This window comes from Pseudooceanicola sp. NS-SX8 (assembly GCF_057380755.1).
Genome location: NZ_CM170819.1, coordinates 3721117 through 3737393, shown reverse-complemented (window position 1 = coordinate 3737393; position 16277 = coordinate 3721117). Strand labels below are relative to the sequence as shown.

15 protein-coding genes and 1 riboswitch are annotated in these 16277 nt (G+C 66.1%); of the genes, 12 read left to right on the top strand and 3 right to left on the bottom strand.

The genetic code is table 11. The annotated features are described in order from the left end of the window. Window positions 1-200: 200 nt before the first annotated feature. The 4 genes from AC2IR1_RS17100 (at window position 201) to scpC (ending at window position 5409) form a co-directional block, all read left to right on the top strand. Entirely contained in the window at window positions 201-1106 is a 906-nt protein-coding gene (locus AC2IR1_RS17100; protein ID WP_486473173.1) for a DMT family transporter, read from the top strand. Then, window positions 1103-1756, top strand: coding sequence for an inner membrane-spanning protein YciB (locus AC2IR1_RS17095; RefSeq protein WP_486473172.1), 654 nt, complete (start codon window positions 1103-1105; stop codon window positions 1754-1756). The genes AC2IR1_RS17100 and AC2IR1_RS17095 overlap by 4 nt, the downstream gene beginning before the upstream one ends. A 96-nt stretch (window positions 1757-1852) precedes the next feature. Continuing rightward, complete coding sequence (locus AC2IR1_RS17090) at window positions 1853-3676, top strand: metallophosphoesterase (protein ID WP_486473171.1); 1824 nt, start codon at window positions 1853-1855, stop codon at window positions 3674-3676. Between the two features lie 215 nt (window positions 3677-3891). Further along, window positions 3892-5409, top strand: coding sequence for a succinyl-CoA:acetate CoA-transferase ScpC (gene scpC / locus AC2IR1_RS17085; RefSeq protein WP_486473170.1), 1518 nt, complete (start codon window positions 3892-3894; stop codon window positions 5407-5409). Window positions 5410-5494: 85 nt separating this feature from the next. Here the strand turns inward: scpC and AC2IR1_RS17080 are convergent, their stop codons facing one another. From AC2IR1_RS17080 to AC2IR1_RS17070, 3 genes are all read right to left on the bottom strand, one after another. Beyond that, complete coding sequence (locus tag AC2IR1_RS17080) at window positions 5495-6514, bottom strand: LLM class flavin-dependent oxidoreductase (RefSeq protein ID WP_486473169.1); 1020 nt, start codon at window positions 6512-6514, stop codon at window positions 5495-5497. 136 nt (window positions 6515-6650) lie between these two features. Next, a complete protein-coding gene (locus tag AC2IR1_RS17075; protein ID WP_486473168.1) occupies window positions 6651-7346 on the bottom strand; it encodes a glutathione S-transferase N-terminal domain-containing protein in 696 nt (231 codons plus the stop codon). Window positions 7347-7391: 45 nt separating this feature from the next. Beyond that, window positions 7392-8306: an alpha/beta hydrolase gene (locus AC2IR1_RS17070; RefSeq protein WP_486473167.1), complete on the bottom strand. Its 915-nt coding sequence runs from the start codon at window positions 8304-8306 to the stop codon at window positions 7392-7394. Between the two features lie 118 nt (window positions 8307-8424). After that, window positions 8425-8503, top strand: a riboswitch (SAM riboswitch). Window positions 8504-8569: 66 nt separating this feature from the next. On the opposite strand from AC2IR1_RS17070, the gene metZ reads away from it, so the two are divergent. The 8 genes from metZ to AC2IR1_RS17030 all read left to right on the top strand — a co-directional run bounded on the left by metZ (window position 8570) and on the right by AC2IR1_RS17030 (window position 16138). After that, window positions 8570-9751 (top strand): O-succinylhomoserine sulfhydrylase, encoded by a 1182-nt coding sequence (gene metZ, locus AC2IR1_RS17065; RefSeq protein WP_486476433.1) that lies wholly within the window; start codon window positions 8570-8572, stop codon window positions 9749-9751. A 193-nt stretch (window positions 9752-9944) separates the two neighbouring features. After that, the gene (gene folE2, locus AC2IR1_RS17060) at window positions 9945-11033 is read left to right on the top strand and encodes a GTP cyclohydrolase FolE2 (RefSeq protein ID WP_486473166.1); all 1089 of its coding nucleotides are present in this window, start codon (window positions 9945-9947) and stop codon (window positions 11031-11033) included. A gap of 233 nt (window positions 11034-11266) precedes the next feature. Continuing rightward, window positions 11267-12031, top strand: coding sequence for an urease accessory protein UreD (locus tag AC2IR1_RS17055; RefSeq protein ID WP_486473165.1), 765 nt, complete (start codon window positions 11267-11269; stop codon window positions 12029-12031). A gap of 3 nt (window positions 12032-12034) precedes the next feature. Beyond that, window positions 12035-12337, top strand: coding sequence for an urease subunit gamma (locus tag AC2IR1_RS17050; protein WP_486473164.1), 303 nt, complete (start codon window positions 12035-12037; stop codon window positions 12335-12337). A gap of 159 nt (window positions 12338-12496) precedes the next feature. Then, the gene (locus tag AC2IR1_RS17045; protein WP_486473163.1) at window positions 12497-12802 is read left to right on the top strand and encodes an urease subunit beta; all 306 of its coding nucleotides are present in this window, start codon (window positions 12497-12499) and stop codon (window positions 12800-12802) included. Window positions 12803-12947: 145 nt separating this feature from the next. After that, window positions 12948-13727, top strand: coding sequence for a hypothetical protein (locus AC2IR1_RS17040; protein WP_486473162.1), 780 nt, complete (start codon window positions 12948-12950; stop codon window positions 13725-13727). Between the two features lie 48 nt (window positions 13728-13775). Beyond that, entirely contained in the window at window positions 13776-15524 is a 1749-nt protein-coding gene (ureC, locus tag AC2IR1_RS17035) for an urease subunit alpha (protein WP_486473161.1), read from the top strand. Continuing rightward, window positions 15524-16138, top strand: coding sequence for a hypothetical protein (locus AC2IR1_RS17030; RefSeq protein WP_486473160.1), 615 nt, complete (start codon window positions 15524-15526; stop codon window positions 16136-16138). The genes ureC and AC2IR1_RS17030 overlap by 1 nt, the downstream gene beginning before the upstream one ends. Window positions 16139-16277 lie beyond the last annotated feature (139 nt).

Here is a 16277-nt window from a genome sequence, read left to right as displayed (position 1 = left end):
CCGCCCTCCCGCCGCCCTCCCGGCTGCCTCTCCCAGCTGCCGCCCCGCCACCCCGGCCACGCACCTCGATCCCCCTGCCGCCTGCCTGCCCGCTGTCCCGGGGTCTCCCTTGCACATCGGGGCCGGATGGGCGACAGCGGGGGGCCGCAACCACACAGGTCCGCCATGCCAAGCGCTTCTTTCCCCGAGGATTTTCGCAGATGAGCGGCTGGATCACCTCGATCGAGGGGACGGAGGCGGGCCATCAGGCCGCGTTGATCCTGGCCCTGACGGCGGCCTTCCTGCATGCGCTCTTCGGCTCGCTCCAGAAGGGGCGGCTCGATCCCTGGACCTCGCGCGGGGTGATGGATGTCTTCATGGTGCTCATCGCGCTGCCCATCGTCCTCTTCGTGGTGCCTCTCCCCCGAGGGGGCCTGCAATGGGCGCTGGTGCTGGGCGCGGTGCCGATCCACATGATCTACAAGATCGGCATGGCCATGGCCTACACCCGGGGGGCCTATACCGTCGTCTACCCGGTGGTGCGGGGCACGGGCCCTGTCTTCACCGTGCTGGGCGCCTGGGTGATCTTCGGGGAGGTTTTCCATCCCGCCCAATGGCTTGGCATCGCGATCCTCGTGTCGGGCATCTTCGGGTTGGCGCTCTACAACCTGCGCCACATCACCGTGGCGCGGGACACGCTGGTTTCCGCGCTGGCCTATGCCGTGGGCACCGGCGCGCTGGTCGCCGCCTATACCACCTACGATGCCTATGCCATCCGCGCGCTGCCCGATCCCTTCACCTTCCTCGCCTGGTTCTTCCTGATCACGAACCTGGACTTCCCCCTTGTCCTGGCCCTCCGCTGGCGCCATCTCTCCCTACGACCCACCCGCCGCGACTGGTGGCGGGGCGGCGCCCTTGGCGCGATCGTGGCCTACGGCTCCTTCGGCTCCGTCATGCTGGCCACCCGCCTCGACAAGGTGGGGGAGGCGGCGGTGCTGAGGGAAACCTCGACCGTCTTCGCAGCCCTCATCGGCTGGCTCGTGCTCAGGGAAACCGTCGGACCCCGACGTATCGCCCTGATGGCATTGATCGCCGTGGGCGCCGTGGTAGTAGAACTGGGTGGATGAAACAGGAGAGCCCCGTGGCCGAGAAGACCCCTCAGAAGAGCGCTGAGACCAAGAAGATTTCCCCCGCCCTCAAGCTGGGGCTGGAACTGGGGCCGGTGGTGCTCTTCTTCGCCGCCTACCTGATCGTGAAGGATCGCACCTTCCTGATCGCGGGGCGCGAGTACGAGGGCTTCATCCTCGTGACCGCGGGCTTCATCCCCTTGATACTGCTGTCGACTTTCGCGCTCTGGCGGCTGACGGGCAAGCTGTCGAAAATGCAGGTCATCACCGCCGTGCTGATCGTGATCTTCGGCGGGCTTTCCGTCTGGCTGAACGATGACCGCTTCTTCAAGATGAAGCCGACGATGATCTACCTGCTCTTCGGCGGGGCGCTTGGCCTGGGCCTGCTGCGCGGTGAAAGCTGGCTGCAGCTGGTGATGGAGGACGCCGTGCCGCTGAAGCCCGAGGGCTGGATGATCCTGACCCGGCGCCTCTGCGGGTTCTTCCTGGCCCTCGCCGTGCTGAACGAGGTGATCTGGCGTACCCAGAGCACCGAAACCTGGGTCTATTTCAAGACCTTCGGGCTTTCGGCGGCGGTGTTCCTGTTCTTCATCACCCAGGGCAAGGTCTTTGCCGAACATGGGATCGAGGAAGACGAACAGCAGGGCTGAGCGGTTTCCCCCGCTCCGGTTGAGATCTGCAACATTGTCACCTTGCTGTGATTTCCGGGGCGTAGGGCTCCGGCATCATCAAGCTCAGGAAGACACATGCACTTCTCCTCTCCCCGCCTGCGGGGCGCGGCCGCCTGCGCCGCGCTCGCCCTTTTCCCCTTTGCCGCCCTCTCCCCCTTTGCCGCACTGGCCCAGGATGCGCCGGCGCTTCTGACGGATCCCTACCTGCAACTGCCCACGGCGGATGCCGTCCACGTTGTCTGGCTGACCGAATTCGAAGGCACCGCGCATGAGGTCGTGCTGGCAGACGGCACGCGCGTGGCCGCCCAAACCACCAAGCTGTCGCGCATGGCCGAAGACCAGACCAGCCATGTCGGCACCCAGGACGGTGACGGCACGCTCTACAAGGGCTACACGCCCCGCGACATCTGGCGGCACGAGGCCGTGGTGTCCGGCCTGACGGCGGGCCAGCGCAGGGGATACCACGTGGTCTCCACCGATGCGGATGGCACGCAGGTCGAAAGCGGGGATTACACGCTGGCGCCGCTGCCGGCGGATGGGCAGCCCCTGCGCATCCTGCTGACCTCCGATCACCAGCTGAAGCCGATGACCCCGGCCAACATGCAGTATATCGAAGAGAAATTCGGCACCCTCGATGCCGTCTTCTATGCCGGTGACCTGCAGAACGTGCCCGATCAGGCGTCGGGCTGGTTCGACGACAACCGGGGCATGGCCTTCTTCCCGGGTCTGCAGGGGCGGGCCGACATGGTGCTGGAACGTGAACGGACCGAGGGGGCGATCACGACCTCCACCTCGACCCATTACCACGGAGGCCACATCATCCAGAACGCGCCGCTCTTCCCGATCATCGGCAACCATGAGGTGATGGGACGGTTCAACACCCAGGAACGGATTTCCTGGCAGTTCGGCGATCCCGTCCCGCGTGAGGTGGCAGAGGCGCTCTACGAGGCCAATGCAGACCTCTACAATCCCACCGGCGATCCGCAGGTCCGTGCCGAATGGATCCTTAACAACTCGTTCAACACGATCAGCTATGAAGAGCTCTTCACCCTGCCGGACGACAGCCCGGGCGGTGAAACCTACTATGCAACCCGTTTCGGAGATATCTTCCTCATCGGTCTCTACGGCACCCGGATCTGGCGCAGCCCCTCGATGGCGGGCGGGACGCGCGGCAAGTACCGGGAGGCGGATCAGTACCTCGACCGGCCCGACGAATGGGGATGGGGGGAATTCATCTTCGAGGACATGGAGAAAGGATCGAGCCAGTACGAATGGCTGAAGTCGGTTCTGGCCAGTGACGCGTTCAAGACGGCGCCGATCAAGATCGCGATGATGCACAACCCCTCGCACGGGCTGGGTGACAACTCGATCCCGGTCTATGCCGACCCGGTGCAGATCCTCGACCGGGACGAGGACGGAAAGCTGACGGGCGTGCGCTATGAATACCCGCTGGCGGATGACGAATACATCCGCGATGTCGAACCGTTGCTGGAAAAGGCGGGGGTGCAGCTGATGCACAATGGCCATTCCCACCTCTGGAACCGTTTCGTGACCCCGGCGGGCATGAACGTGATGGAAACCTCCAACGTCGGCAACAGCTACGGCTGCTACGTCGAAGGCGGCAAGGAACGGGACAACGGCCCCAGCGATCCGCGCTTTGACGCGGCGAACTATCCGCTGGTCGGTGATCCCTTCGGCCTTGATGCGGTGGCGCCCACCGTCTTTGCGCCCCAGACCCTGGAAGACGGCACGCCGATGCCCTGCATCGGGTCCAACACCCTCTCGGCCTTCTCGATCCTCGAAACCGGGGCGGAGGGGGCGGTGATCACCTCCTACGTCTTCGACTCGTCCAAGCCGGAAGGCGAGGTGAAGGTCTTCGATCGCTTCACGCTGAAGTGAGACCGTCAGTAACATTTATCTACCCAGGGTAGATGGATCTGCCGCCAGGCGATGGAAACGTGCGAAAAACCGGGATCAGCCATGCGTCATTCGCATGGCTGATCTGCGTTTCGGTTCGGACGCAACGGCCGCTCTGGCGGTCGGTGTACTTTTGTACTCAATTGATCCCGTTCCAGCGGGCGGGCGCCGTCCCCCGCAAGGTCGAGGAGGAAGCTTTGACAAATTCCAAGCGTATTTCCAACGAAACACTACGCGCACGTACCATGAGCGCCGAAGATGCGGCGGCCCTGATCTCTCCCGGTGACACCATCGGGATGAGCGGCTTCACCGGGTCCGGCTATCCCAAGGCGGTGCCCCAGGCGCTGGCCTCCCGGATCGAGGGCAAGCACCAGGAGGGCACGCCCTTCAAGGTGAAGATCTGGACCGGTGCCTCCACCGGGCCGGAGCTTGACGGGGCGCTGGCCCGCGCCGACGGCATCGAATTCCGGCTGCCCTACAACTCCGATCCCATCGCACGCCAGAAGATCAACAATGGCGAGATGAACTACTTCGACATGCACCTCAGCCAGGTGGCGCCCATGGCCTGGGAAGGCTTCCTGGGCAAGATGGATGTCGCCGTGGTCGAAATCTCGGGCATCACGCCGGATGGCGACCTGATCCCCTCCTCCTCGGTCGGCAACAACAAGACCTGGCTGGAACTGGCGGACAAGGTTATCCTGGAGGTCAACTCCTGGCAGTCGGAGCACCTGAACGGGATGCACGACATCTACTACGGCACGGCCCTGCCGCCGAACCGGGTGCCGATCCCGCTGGTCAAATCCGATGATCGCATCGGCCAGCACCACTTCCGGATCGACCCGAAAAAGGTCGTGGCCGTGGTCGAAACCGACGCCCCGGACCGCAACGCGCCCTTCTCCCCGCCCGATCAGACCTCTCTGACCATCGCCTCGCACATCATCGAATTCCTCGAATGGGAACAAAGGCGCGCGGGCCTGCCGCAGTCGCTGCTGCCGATCCAGTCGGGCGTGGGCAATGTGCCGAACGCCGTCATGGCTGGCCTGATCGAGGCCCCGTTCGAAAACATGACCGCCTTCACCGAGGTGATCCAGGACGGCATGCTCGACATGATCGAGGCAGGCACCCTGCGCATGGCCTCCGCCACGGCCTTCTCGCTCAGCCCTGAAAAGGCCGAATATTTCAACGCCAACGCCAAGTTCTTCAAGGACAAGCTGCTGCTGCGTCCGCAGGACATTTCGAACAACCCCGAACTGGTGCGCCGCCTGGGCTGCATCGCCATGAACGGGCTGATCGAGGCCGACATCTACGGCGCCGTGAACTCCACCCACATCATGGGCTCGCGGATTCAGAACGGCATCGGCGGCTCGGGCGACTTCGCGCGCAACGGCTACTGCTCGATCTTCGTGACCCCCTCGACCGCGAAGGGTGGGGCCATCTCCGCCATCGTGCCGCAGGTGGCCCATGTCGACCACATCAGCCAGGACGTGCAGGTGATCGTCACCGAACAGGGCCTTGCCGACCTGCGCGGCCTTGCCCCGCGCCAGCGGGCCGAGCTGATCATCGAGCAATGTGCCCACCCGGACTACCGACCGATGCTGCGCGACTATTACGAACGCGCCCGCAAGGACAGCTACGGCAAGCACGCGCCGACCCTGCTGAAGGAGGCGCTCTCCTGGCACCAGCGCTTCGTCGAAACCGGCACGATGAAGCTCTGATCCCATCGGGAAAGAAAAAAGCGCGCGACCCTGAGGTCGCGCGCCAGACTGAGAAACCCACCGGGAAGGTGGTTATGCCGCTCCTTTAGCGCCAGCCGAGTTCGGGCGCCACGTATTTCAGAATATTTTCGATCACGTGGGTGTTGTAATCGACGCCAAGGGAGTTCGGCACGGTCAGCAGCAGGGTATCGGCCTCGGCAATCGCCTCGTCCTTGGCCAGCTGTTTGACCAGTTTTTCCGGCTCATCCGCATAGCTGCGGCCAAAGATCGACCGTTGCTGCTCGATGTAGCCGACGCTGTCATCTTCCTTGCCGCCCTGTCCGAAATACATCCGGTCCATGTCATTGGTCAGCGCAAAGATCGACCGGCTGACCGACACCCGCGGGGTCCGCTTGTGACCGGCGGCCTTCCAGGCCTCGCGGTAGGCGCGGATCTGCTGCGCCTGCTGGACGTGGAACGGCTCGCCCGTCTCGTCGTCCTTCAGGGTGGAGCTTTGCAGGTTCATGCCCAGCATGGCGGCCCATTCGGCAGTTTTGGTGCTGCCCGACCCCCACCAGATGCGATCCTTCAGCCCTTCGGAGTGGGGCTCCAGCCGCAGCTTGCCCGGCGGGTTGGGGAACATCGGGCGCGGGTTCGGTTCGGCAAAACCCTGGCCTTCGAGCATCTGCAGCAAGACCTGCGCGTGGCGCCGGCCCATGTCCGCATCCGTCTCGTCCTCGCCGGGCTGGTAGCCGAAGTAGCGCCAGCCCTCGATCACCTGCTCCGGCGATCCACGGGAAATGCCCAGCTGCAGGCGACCTTCGGAAATCAGGTCGGCCGCGCTGGCATCCTCGGCCATGTAGAGCGGGTTTTCATAGCGCATGTCGATCACGCCGGTGCCGATCTCGATCTTCGAGGTCTTGGCGCCGACGGCGGCCAGCAGGGGGAAGGGGCTGGCATGCTGGCGGGCGAAGTGGTGCACGCGGAAATAGGCGCCGTCGGCGCCCAGATCCTCTGCCGCGACGGACAGGTCGATGGCTTGCAGCAGTGCGTCGGATGCGGTTCGCGTAGCCGAACCGCGTTGCGGCGACCAATGTCCAAAGGACAGGAATCCGATTGATTTCATGTCATGTCTCCTGCGGATCGGGCAGCCCGGCAGGGGCCGAGCCCGCCCGTCCTGTTGAGGCACAGCTAGTCATTCTGCCCCCGTCCGGGCAAGCACCTGGCCTGTTTGCCTTAGCGCAGCCGTTGTGCGCGGGGTCTCACTTCTGGCCGAACAGGACCTTCTGTTCCTCTTCGGACCGGGTGCCGCCACGCCTGTCCGCCGCCAGGGCTTTCCCCCGCTGCACCGCCTCGCGCGCGCCCACAAGCTCCAGCCAGCGGGCGAAATGCGGCTTGTCGCTGATGTCCTGCTGCTGGCCTTCCCAAAGGCAGGCCCAGGGCCAGATCGCCATGTCGGCGATGGAGTAGAAATCGCCCGCGACGTATTCATTTTCGCTCAGCTGCTTGTCCAGGACCCGGTGCAGCCGGTTCACCTCGTTGCGGTAGCGGTCCTGCGCATAGGGCAGGTCGTGGCCCATCTGGGGGGCGTATTTCAGGAAGTGGTGCGCCTGTCCGGCCATCGGGCCCAGCCCGCCCATCTGCCACATCAGCCACTGGTCGACCGCGATCCGGTCCCGCTGCGTGGGGCCGCAGAACTGCCCGGTCTTGCGTGCCAGGTACTGCAGGATCGCCCCGCTCTCGAAGATGGAGATCGGCGCGCCGTCCGGCCCCTCGGGATCGATGATCGCGGGCATCCGGTTGTTGGGGGAAATCTTCAGGAACTCCGGCGCGAACTGGTCGCCGGCGCCGATGTTCACCAGGTTCACGTTGTAGGGCAGGCCCATTTCCTCCAGCGCGATGGAGATTTTCCAGCCGTTGGGGGTGGGCCAGTAGTAAAGCTCGATGGGAGCGGTCATGTCATGTCCTCCTCGGGTCCCGGGTCAGTCGGGCCTCGTCGGCGGTCATGATGACGCATTGGCGCCCCATGGCAAGGCCGGCAGCCAGCCCGGGGCCACGGCGGGGGGAGTTGGCGCGATCCGGCGGGTCACCTCTGCGTGAAGCGCAGCCCCGCGCGGCCCGGTCAGCGCATGGTAGAACGGGAAGGTCCCCTCGCGCAGGTAGCTCGACCAGTGGCAGACGCGCTGCGACCTGCCCTCGATGGCAAAGCCCATGTCGGCCAGGGCCGCGATCTGCCGCACATCGTCCAGCCGCAGTTGCGGCAGCCCGGGGTGGCCCTGCTGCCCCAGCACCGGATCGCCCCGCCGGCCGGACCCGACGAAGGCGCCCAGGCCGAGGTCGAAAAGCCGGTTCTCCCCGCTGGTGACATGCAGCAGCCGCGCGGCGCGGCCGGCGGGGCTTGCCAGCGCTGCATCCAGGTGGCTCCGATGGTCGGCGGCTGCCAGCAGGATCACCCGGCCGGGGGCGGGGGCCTCCAGCTCCGCCAGCATGGTCAGCAGCACCCGCGCGCCCAGGGAATGGCCGATGGCGTGGATCTCCCGCTCCGGTGCCAGGGCCTGCACCGCTTCGATCACCCGCGCCAGGCAGCGCCCGGCCCGGCGGGCGGCCTCATAGGCCTCCCAGATGGATCCGCGCGCGGGCCAGCCGAAGGCGATGCCAAGCCGGTCGTCCCGGCCGATGCCCATGCCCCGGGGCCAACTGACGGCCCTGCGGCAGGGGTGGCTTTCATGATCCGAAAGAATGTGCCGGTGGGGGCAATGCACCGGATCACCCGGCAGGAAGCGGTAGCCATGGACCATCACGATGACCGGCCCCTTTCCGGGGCGGCGCAGCGCCCGGGCCAGAGCCGCCTCCGCCGGCGTCTCGCTGCCATGCACGACCGGGCCGCGCCCGCTCGCGTCTATCCTGATCAAGGCCATCGCCGCAGCCCTCTGCTCACCTCGCAACAGGGCTATCAGAAAGGTGCAAAGACCCGGTGAAGACGGTGTGACGGCGGCGTAACGCAATGCCGCTTGACCCAGGGCGCGCCGGGGCGTAATCGGGCGAAGTGGCGCTTTGTATACCGGATTGCGGGCCACGTTAAACATTCCGCTAAAGAGGTCGAGGTAAGGAGACCCCTTTCGCTTGACCGCGTCAGGGGTTTTTTCATGGCCGCGCGGCCCCCGCGGCCGGAGGTGAGATGATGACGAACGACTACAAACCGCGCACCAAGCTTGTCCACGGCGGCACCCGCCGCTCGCAGTACAACGAAGTCTCCGAAGCGATCTTCATGACCCAGGGCTTCGTCTACGACAATGCCGAGCAGGCAGAGGCACGCTTCAAGGAAAGCGGCCCGGACGAATTCATCTATGCCCGCTACGGCAACCCGACCGTCGCCATGTTCGAGGACCGCATCGCGCAGCTGGAAGGGGCCGAAGCGGCCTTTGCCACCGCCTCTGGCATGGCCGCCGTCAACAACGCGCTGGTCAGCCAGGTCAAGGCCGGTGACCACGTCGTCGCCGCCCGCGCACTCTTCGGCTCCTGCCTCTTCATCCTCAACAACGTGCTCGGCCGCTTCGGGGTCGAGGTGACGCTGGTCGACGGCACCGATCTGGAACAGTGGAAGGCGGCGATCCGCCCCGACACGAAACTGGTCTTCTTCGAAACCACCTCCAACCCGACGCTGGAAGTGGTCGACATCAAGGCCGTGGCCGAACTGGCCCATGCGGTCGGGGCGCTGGTGGTCTGCGACAACGTCTTCGCCACCCCGGTCTATTCCAAGGCCATCGAATTGGGCGCCGACGTGGTGGTCTATTCCGCGACCAAGCATATCGACGGCCAGGGCCGGGCACTCGGCGGTGTCGTCCTCGGCTCGCAGGAGTTCATCAAGGGCGATTTCTTCAACTACTCCAAGCATACCGGGGCCTCGATCTCTCCGTTCAACGCCTGGCTGATGCTGAAGGGCCTGGAAACGATGGACCTCCGCGTCCGCGCCCAGACCGAGGCGTCGGAAAAGATTGCCGAGGCGCTCTACCAGCACCCCAAGCTGGCGCGCATGATCTACCCGGGCCACCCCAGTCACGCGCAGTATGACCTGGTGCAGCGCCAGACCGGCAAGGGCGGTACCGTCATCGCCATCGACCTGGAAGGCGGGCAGGAGGCGGCCTTCCGCTTCCTCAACGCGGTGAATGTCGGGGTGATCTCCAACAACCTGGGCGACGCCAAGTCGATCCTGACCCACCCGGCGACCACCACCCACTCCTCCCTGACCGAGGAAGCCCGCCAGGGCCTGGGCATCACCCGGGGCCTCGTGCGGATTTCCGTCGGGCTTGAGGATCCGGAAGATCTGATCACCGACTGGCTGGCCGCGCTGGACCAGGCGTAAGCGATCCTCGCAGGGGCTGATACCTGCGGGAACGGCGCTCCGGCCTGACGGGGCGCCGTTTTTCGCATCCGAAAAGATTTAATGATCCGTTATCATTATCACTGCGTAAACGTCGTGCGATTGGAAATCCGTGCTATAGGCGCCTATGTTACGCGGGCGTCCGACTGCGGGCGATGTTAAAGGGGGGCGGTGCATGAATATCCACCCGAACGATCTGAAACCAGAGGCGGACGACGTCCGCGATGCCCTCGCGCTGCTGCGCGACTGGGCCGCCAAGGCCACGGATGCAGAGATCAACGCGCTTGATCCCGCCGTCGCCCAGCTGCTGCCGGGGCAGGGGGGCTACCCTCTGCTGTCGCGCGACTACCCGGCCGACTTCGCCGTCGATGCCGCCTATCGTGCCACGCTGCCCGACCTGCAGAACGGCCCGGCCTCGCTGATCCGTGGCGCCCGTGCCCAGATCCAGCACGTGGGCATTTCCAACTTCCGCCTGCCGATCCGCTTCCGCACCCGTGCGGGGGGCGAGCAGATGCTCGAAAGCTCCGTCACCGGCACCGTCAGCCTGGAGGCCGACAAGAAGGGCATCAACATGTCGCGCATCATGCGCAGCTTCTACGGCCATGCCGAGAAGCGCTTCTCCTTCGAGGTGATCGAGGCCGCGCTGGATGACTACAAGTCCGACCTCGAAAGCCTGGATGCCCGCATCATGATGCGCTTCTCCTACCCGGTGAAGCGCGACAGCCTGCGCTCCGGCCTCTCGGGTTACCAGTATTACGACATCGCGCTGGAAGTGGTGGACGAGGAGGGGCAGCGCACCCGCATCATCCACCTCGACTACGTCTATTCCTCGACCTGCCCCTGTTCGCTGGAACTGTCGGAACATGCCCGCCGTGAACGCGGCCAGCTGGCCACGCCGCATTCGCAGCGCTCGGTCGCCCGCATTTCCGCCCAGGTGCAGCCGGGCGCCTGCCTGTGGTTCGAAGACCTGATCGACATGGCCCGCACCGCCGTGCCGACAGAGACGCAGGTCATGGTGAAACGCGAGGATGAACAGGCCTTTGCAGAGCTGAACGCGGCCAACCCGATCTTCGTCGAAGACGCCGCGCGCCTCTTCTGCGAAGAGCTGCAGGCGGATGCCCGCATCGGTGACTTCCGCGTCGCGGCCTCCCACCAGGAAAGCCTGCATTCCCATGATGCGGTCTCCGTCCTGACGGAGGGCGACACCTTCCGCGCAGCCAGCCTGGACCCGCGTTTCTTCGCCACGCTGCACCACGCCGGATGATCCCGAACCCCTCCGTGTACGGAGGGGTTTTCTGCACCGCAGCGCCCAATCCTTGGGCGGATTGACGCGGGAAGCAGCAGGCTGTGGCTCGCCCCGAGATTTCGGCTTACACTCCCCTCAGGGCTTGCTAGTCTCGCCCCAAACGAAGGGAGAAGGACATCAACGCCGAGGTTCAGGACCTGCGCCCGACCGAAGGGCCCCTGACACCGCGCCAGCCGCGGTCCGTCGGCGTTTTGCGTCTTTCCGCCCGTCCCGGCGCCCGCATCGGCCGGCTGCACCAGTCCGGTTCGCTCAAGGCGCTTTTCCCGGCCTCACGCCAGCAGACGCTGAACGCGGTCTTCCTCAACACCTCCGGCGGCGTCACCGGCGGCGACCGGTTCTCGATCGAGGCCGAGGCGGAGGAGGGGGCGCAGCTCATGCTGACCTCCCAGGCCGCCGAACGGCTCTACAAGGCCCAGCCCGATGAAACCGGCCGGATGGAAATCTCCCTGCGCGTCGGCGCGGGCGGGCGGCTCGACTGGCTGCCGCAGGAAACCATCCTCTTCGACGGCGCCCGGGTGGCCCGTGACTTCTCCGTCGATCTGGCCCCCGATGCCCGTTTCCTCGCCGTGGAACCGCTGCTCTCGGGGCGGCTGGCTATGGGTGAATACGTCACCTCCGGCATGGTCTCCGACCGCTGGCGCCTGCGCCGCGACGGGCGGCTGGTCTTTGCCGACAACTTCCGCCTTTCCGGCGATATCGAGGCGCAGCTTGCGGAGCCTGCGGTCACCGGCGGCAACCGCGCCCTGGCCGCGATCCTCTATGCCGCGCCGGGGGCCGAGGCCCTGCTGGCCCCCCTGCGTGCCGCGCTCGGGCCCCTCGGCGGTGCAAGTCTCGTCGCGGAAGACCTTCTCTTTGCCCGGATCGTCGCCGAAGATGGCTACATGCTTCGGCAGCGACTCATCCCGGCCATCACCCGGCTTTCGGGCCAGGACATTCCCAAGACTTGGACGCTTTAAGACATGCAGCTGACCCCCCGCGAAAAAGACAAACTCCTGGTGGCCCTTGCGGCGGAAGTGGCGCGCAAGCGCCTTGCCCGCGGCGTGAAGCTGAACCACCCGGAAGCCATCGCGCTGATCACCGATGCCGTGGTGGAAGGGGCCCGCGACGGCCGCTCCGTGGCCGAGATGATGGAGGCCGGCGCCCAGGTCATCACCCGCGCCCAATGCATGGAAGGCATCCCGGAGATGATCCACGAAGTGCAGGTCGAAGCAACATTTCCGGATGGCACCAAACTGGTGACCGTCCACAACCCGATCCGCTGAGCCGTCCCCGCCGGGACCGTCGAAGCGAACCTGAACGAAGGAGTGCAAGCACATGAGCTTTCTCGACAAACTCCTGGCCCTTCTGGGGCCCAAGGCACAACCGCAGCCGATCCCGGTGCGCGTGGACAAACCCCGGCCCGCGCCGTGGGAACGCCGCTGATGATCCCCGGGGAACTCTTTCCGGCAGACGGATCCCTGACCCTCAACGAAGGGGCAGAGGCGATCACCCTGATGGTGGCCAACACCGGTGACCGTCCCGTGCAGGTCGGCAGCCATTACCATTTCGCCGAAGCGAACGAGGCGCTCGATTTCGACCGCGCCGCGGCCATGGGCCTGCGGCTCGACATCGCGGCGGGCACGGCGGTGCGCTTCGAACCGGGCCAGCGGCGCGAAGTGCAGCTGATCCCGATCGGCGGCGAACGCAAGATCTACGGCTTCAACCAGAAGGTCATGGGCGCGCTCTGACGGGCCCTCTTCGTGGCGGGCGGCAGGCCGCCCGGTGCATCAAAGGCGGCGGGGCCCTGCCTCGCCGGATCATGGCGGGCGGGGTGCCGCGGGGCGGCGCCTGTCCGCAGCTCCAGGAAACAGGACGCAGAGAAGGGACTGACCCATGATGAATGCGACCGAACTGATGATCCGCCAGGCCAGCTTCGTACAGGGCATGGTCGTTGGCACCGCCCGTATCGCCGAATGGCAGATGCGTTTCGGGCAGGCCATGCTGAAGGCGATGCTGGATGACCCCTTGCCGGATGTGTCGCCGCATCCGGCCCCCGCAGCCAAGCCTGCCGCCAAACCGGCAGCGAAGGCAGCCCCGAAACCCGCCGCGAAAGCGGCCCCCAAGCCAGCAGCCAAGCCCGCCGCGAAAGCCGCGCCGAAACCTGCGGCCAAGGCAGAGGCGCCCAAGCCCGCTGCGACCCCGGCCGCCGCCCCCAAACCTGCCGCGCCCAAGCCCGCCGCCAAACCGGCAGGAGCCGCTGCACCGGCTACCGCCAAGGCGGAAGCCAAGCCCGAAACGAAGCCTGCAACCAAGGCAGAGGCCGCGCCCGCGTCCAAGCCGGCGGCCAAGCCCGCCACGCGCAAGCCCGCGACGACGCGCAAGACCACCGCGCGCAAGGCGCCGACGCGCCGCGCCGCGCCCAAGCCTGCCGCAAAACCGGCCGCCAGCGCCACCGCCAAGGCCGAAGCGCCCAAGCCCGCCGCCAAGGCGGAACCGGCGGCAGCCCCCGCGCCCCAGCCTGCAGCAGCCAAGCCCGCAGCAGCCAAGCCTGCCGAGGCAAAGGCCGCAGAAGCCAAGCCCGCTGAAACAAAGCCCGCTGAATCAAAGGCAGAGGCCAAGCGCCCGCGCCAGCCCTCCACGCCGCCGGCCATGCCCGACCGCAAGGACGACTGAGCGTCGGGGCCCGCCCCCAACGCTCGACTTCACTTCCAGGAGCCACGAATGCCCACCCAGATCTCCCGTGCCGACTATGCCGCGATGTTCGGCCCCACGACCGGCGACCGTCTCCGCCTTGCCGACACGGACCTGATCATCGAGGTCGAGCGTGACCTGACCGCCGAACGGGCCGCCCTGGGCAGCTCGGCCAATGGCCCGCGTTACGGCGAAGAGGTGAAGTTCGGCGGCGGCAAGGTGATCCGTGACGGCATGGGTCAGGCCCAGACGACGCGCGCGGAAGGGGCCGTCGACACCGTCATCACCAATGCGCTGATCGTCGACTGGACGGGTGTCTACAAGGCCGACGTCGGCCTGAAGGACGGCCGCATCGCCAAGATCGGCAAGGCGGGCAACCCCGATACCCAGCCCGGCGTCGATATCATCGTCGGCCCCGGGACCGAGGCCATCGCGGGCGAGGGCCGCATCCTGACCGCAGGTGGCATCGACAGCCACATCCACTTCATCTGCCCGCAGCAGATCGAAGATGCGCTGCATTCCGGCCTGACCACCATGATCGGCGGCGGCACCGGCCCGGCCCATGGCACGCTGGCCACCACCGTCACCCCCGGCCCCTGGCACATGGCCCGCATGCTGCAGGCCGCGGATGCCTTCCCGATGAACCTGGCCTTCGCAGGCAAGGGCAACGCCTCCCTGCCCGCCGCGCTGGAAGAGCAGGTGCGCGGCGGCGCCTCCTGCCTCAAGCTGCACGAGGACTGGGGCACCACCCCCGGCGCGATCGACTGCTGCCTCTCGGTGGCCGATGCCATGGACGTGCAGGTGATGATCCACACCGACACGCTGAACGAGTCGGGCTTCGTCGAAAACACGGTGAAGGCCATGAAGGGCCGCACCATCCACGCCTTCCACACCGAAGGCGCGGGCGGCGGCCACGCCCCCGACATCATCAAGATCTGCGGCGAGGCGCATGTGCTGCCTTCCTCCACCAACCCCACGCGCCCCTTCACGCGCAACACGGTGGATGAACACCTCGACATGCTGATGGTCTGCCACCACCTGGACAAGGCCATCCCCGAAGACGTCGCCTTCGCCGAAAGCCGCATCCGGCGCGAAACCATCGCCGCCGAAGACATTCTGCACGACATGGGTGCGTTTTCGATCATCGCCTCCGACAGCCAGGCCATGGGCCGGGTGGGAGAGGTGCTGATCCGCACCTGGCAGACCGCCGACAAGATGAAGAAGCAGCGCGGCCAGCTGGCCGAGGAAACCGGTGACAACGACAACTTCCGCGTCCGCCGCTACATCGCCAAGTACACCATCAACCCGGCCATCGCGCATGGGCTGTCGCATCAGGTCGGCTCCATCGAGGAAGGCAAGCGCGCCGACCTCGTGCTCTGGAACCCCGCCTTCTTCGGCGTGAAACCGGAAATGGTCCTGATCGGCGGCACCATCGTCGCGGCGCAGATGGGCGACCCGAACGCCTCCATCCCCACGCCGCAGCCGGTCTATTCCCGCCCGATGTTCGGCGCCTTCGGCAAGGCCGTGGAAAATTCCGCCGTGACCTTCGTCTCCGCCGCCGCCCAGGCCGAAGGGATCCGCAACACCCTGGGGCTGGGCAAGGAAACCATCGCGGTCCTCAACACCCGCAACATCGGCAAGAAGGACCTGAAGCTCAACGATGCCATGCCCCATGTCGAGGTGAACCCCGAAACCTACGAGGTCCGCGCCGACGGGAAGCTTTTGACCTGCGAACCGGCAGAGGTCCTGCCCATGGCGCAGCGCTACTTCCTCTTCTGATGCGCCCTCTCCTCGCTTTCCTGCTGCTGGCGCCGGTCTCGGCGCTGGCCCGTTGCCCCACCTCCGACGACATCTCCAACGGGATCGTCTACGCCAATACGCTCAAGGGCAGCGAAAGCATCAACGTGGCCTATGGCACCACCTCCTACCTCGCCTCCTACTACGAGCTCGGGGACTACGGGCTGACCAAGCAGTTCCTGATGCTGAAGGGGGTCTACCCCCTCTCCCTCACGGCGATCACCAGCGACCCGCTGCTGACCGTCTCCTATCACTACGCCGTGCCGCAGTCGGCCTTCCCCGAACCCGCCCCCGGCGTGAACTGGCAGGTCGACGCGGTGCTCGCGCGTGGCGACGACACCGTGGAGGAGGTGCAGACCTACACCTTCGGAGAGGACGAGGACCGCACCATAGGGGGCTGCGACTACGTCGTGCTGCCCTACGACATCTCGACCGAGAGCGGGACCTTCGGCACCCAGAGGCTGGAGATGCTCTACATCCCCGTCCTTGGCGTGGCCTTTCCCGACGTCCGGCGTACCCTTGCGCCGGAAGACGAGTCGGATTTCACCGAAAAGATGACAACATACCCCGACCTTCTGGCGGAATGGGGCAACTGAGGGGCGATCCTTGAAAAGTCTTGTGATCCCGAAAACAACCGCGCCGCGGCCCGGGCCTTGTTTCAAAGGTACTTTGGCCCTGACGGCACCGCTGCGTCGCAGCAATCCCGTGATCGGAGCTATGCGCCTGGCGCAAATG

What these genes read in the sequence shown, in the direction of transcription:
- AC2IR1_RS17100 (WP_486473173.1), top strand. Translation starts at nt 201, where the DNA reads ATGAGCGGCTGGATCACCTCGATCGAGGGGACGGAGGCGGGCCATCAG.
- AC2IR1_RS17095 (WP_486473172.1), top strand. Translation starts at nt 1,103, where the DNA reads ATGAAACAGGAGAGCCCCGTGGCCGAGAAGACCCCTCAGAAGAGCGCT.
- AC2IR1_RS17090 (WP_486473171.1), top strand. Translation starts at nt 1,853, where the DNA reads ATGCACTTCTCCTCTCCCCGCCTGCGGGGCGCGGCCGCCTGCGCCGCG.
- AC2IR1_RS17080 (WP_486473169.1), bottom strand. Translation starts at nt 6,514, where the DNA reads ATGAAATCAATCGGATTCCTGTCCTTTGGACATTGGTCGCCGCAACGC.
- AC2IR1_RS17075 (WP_486473168.1), bottom strand. Translation starts at nt 7,346, where the DNA reads ATGACCGCTCCCATCGAGCTTTACTACTGGCCCACCCCCAACGGCTGG.
- AC2IR1_RS17070 (WP_486473167.1), bottom strand. Translation starts at nt 8,306, where the DNA reads ATGGCCTTGATCAGGATAGACGCGAGCGGGCGCGGCCCGGTCGTGCAT.
- metZ (WP_486476433.1), top strand. Translation starts at nt 8,570, where the DNA reads ATGACGAACGACTACAAACCGCGCACCAAGCTTGTCCACGGCGGCACC.
- folE2 (WP_486473166.1), top strand. Translation starts at nt 9,945, where the DNA reads ATGAATATCCACCCGAACGATCTGAAACCAGAGGCGGACGACGTCCGC.
- AC2IR1_RS17050 (WP_486473164.1), top strand. Translation starts at nt 12,035, where the DNA reads ATGCAGCTGACCCCCCGCGAAAAAGACAAACTCCTGGTGGCCCTTGCG.
- AC2IR1_RS17045 (WP_486473163.1), top strand. Translation starts at nt 12,497, where the DNA reads ATGATCCCCGGGGAACTCTTTCCGGCAGACGGATCCCTGACCCTCAAC.
- AC2IR1_RS17040 (WP_486473162.1), top strand. Translation starts at nt 12,948, where the DNA reads ATGATGAATGCGACCGAACTGATGATCCGCCAGGCCAGCTTCGTACAG.
- ureC (WP_486473161.1), top strand. Translation starts at nt 13,776, where the DNA reads ATGCCCACCCAGATCTCCCGTGCCGACTATGCCGCGATGTTCGGCCCC.
- AC2IR1_RS17030 (WP_486473160.1), top strand. Translation starts at nt 15,524, where the DNA reads ATGCGCCCTCTCCTCGCTTTCCTGCTGCTGGCGCCGGTCTCGGCGCTG.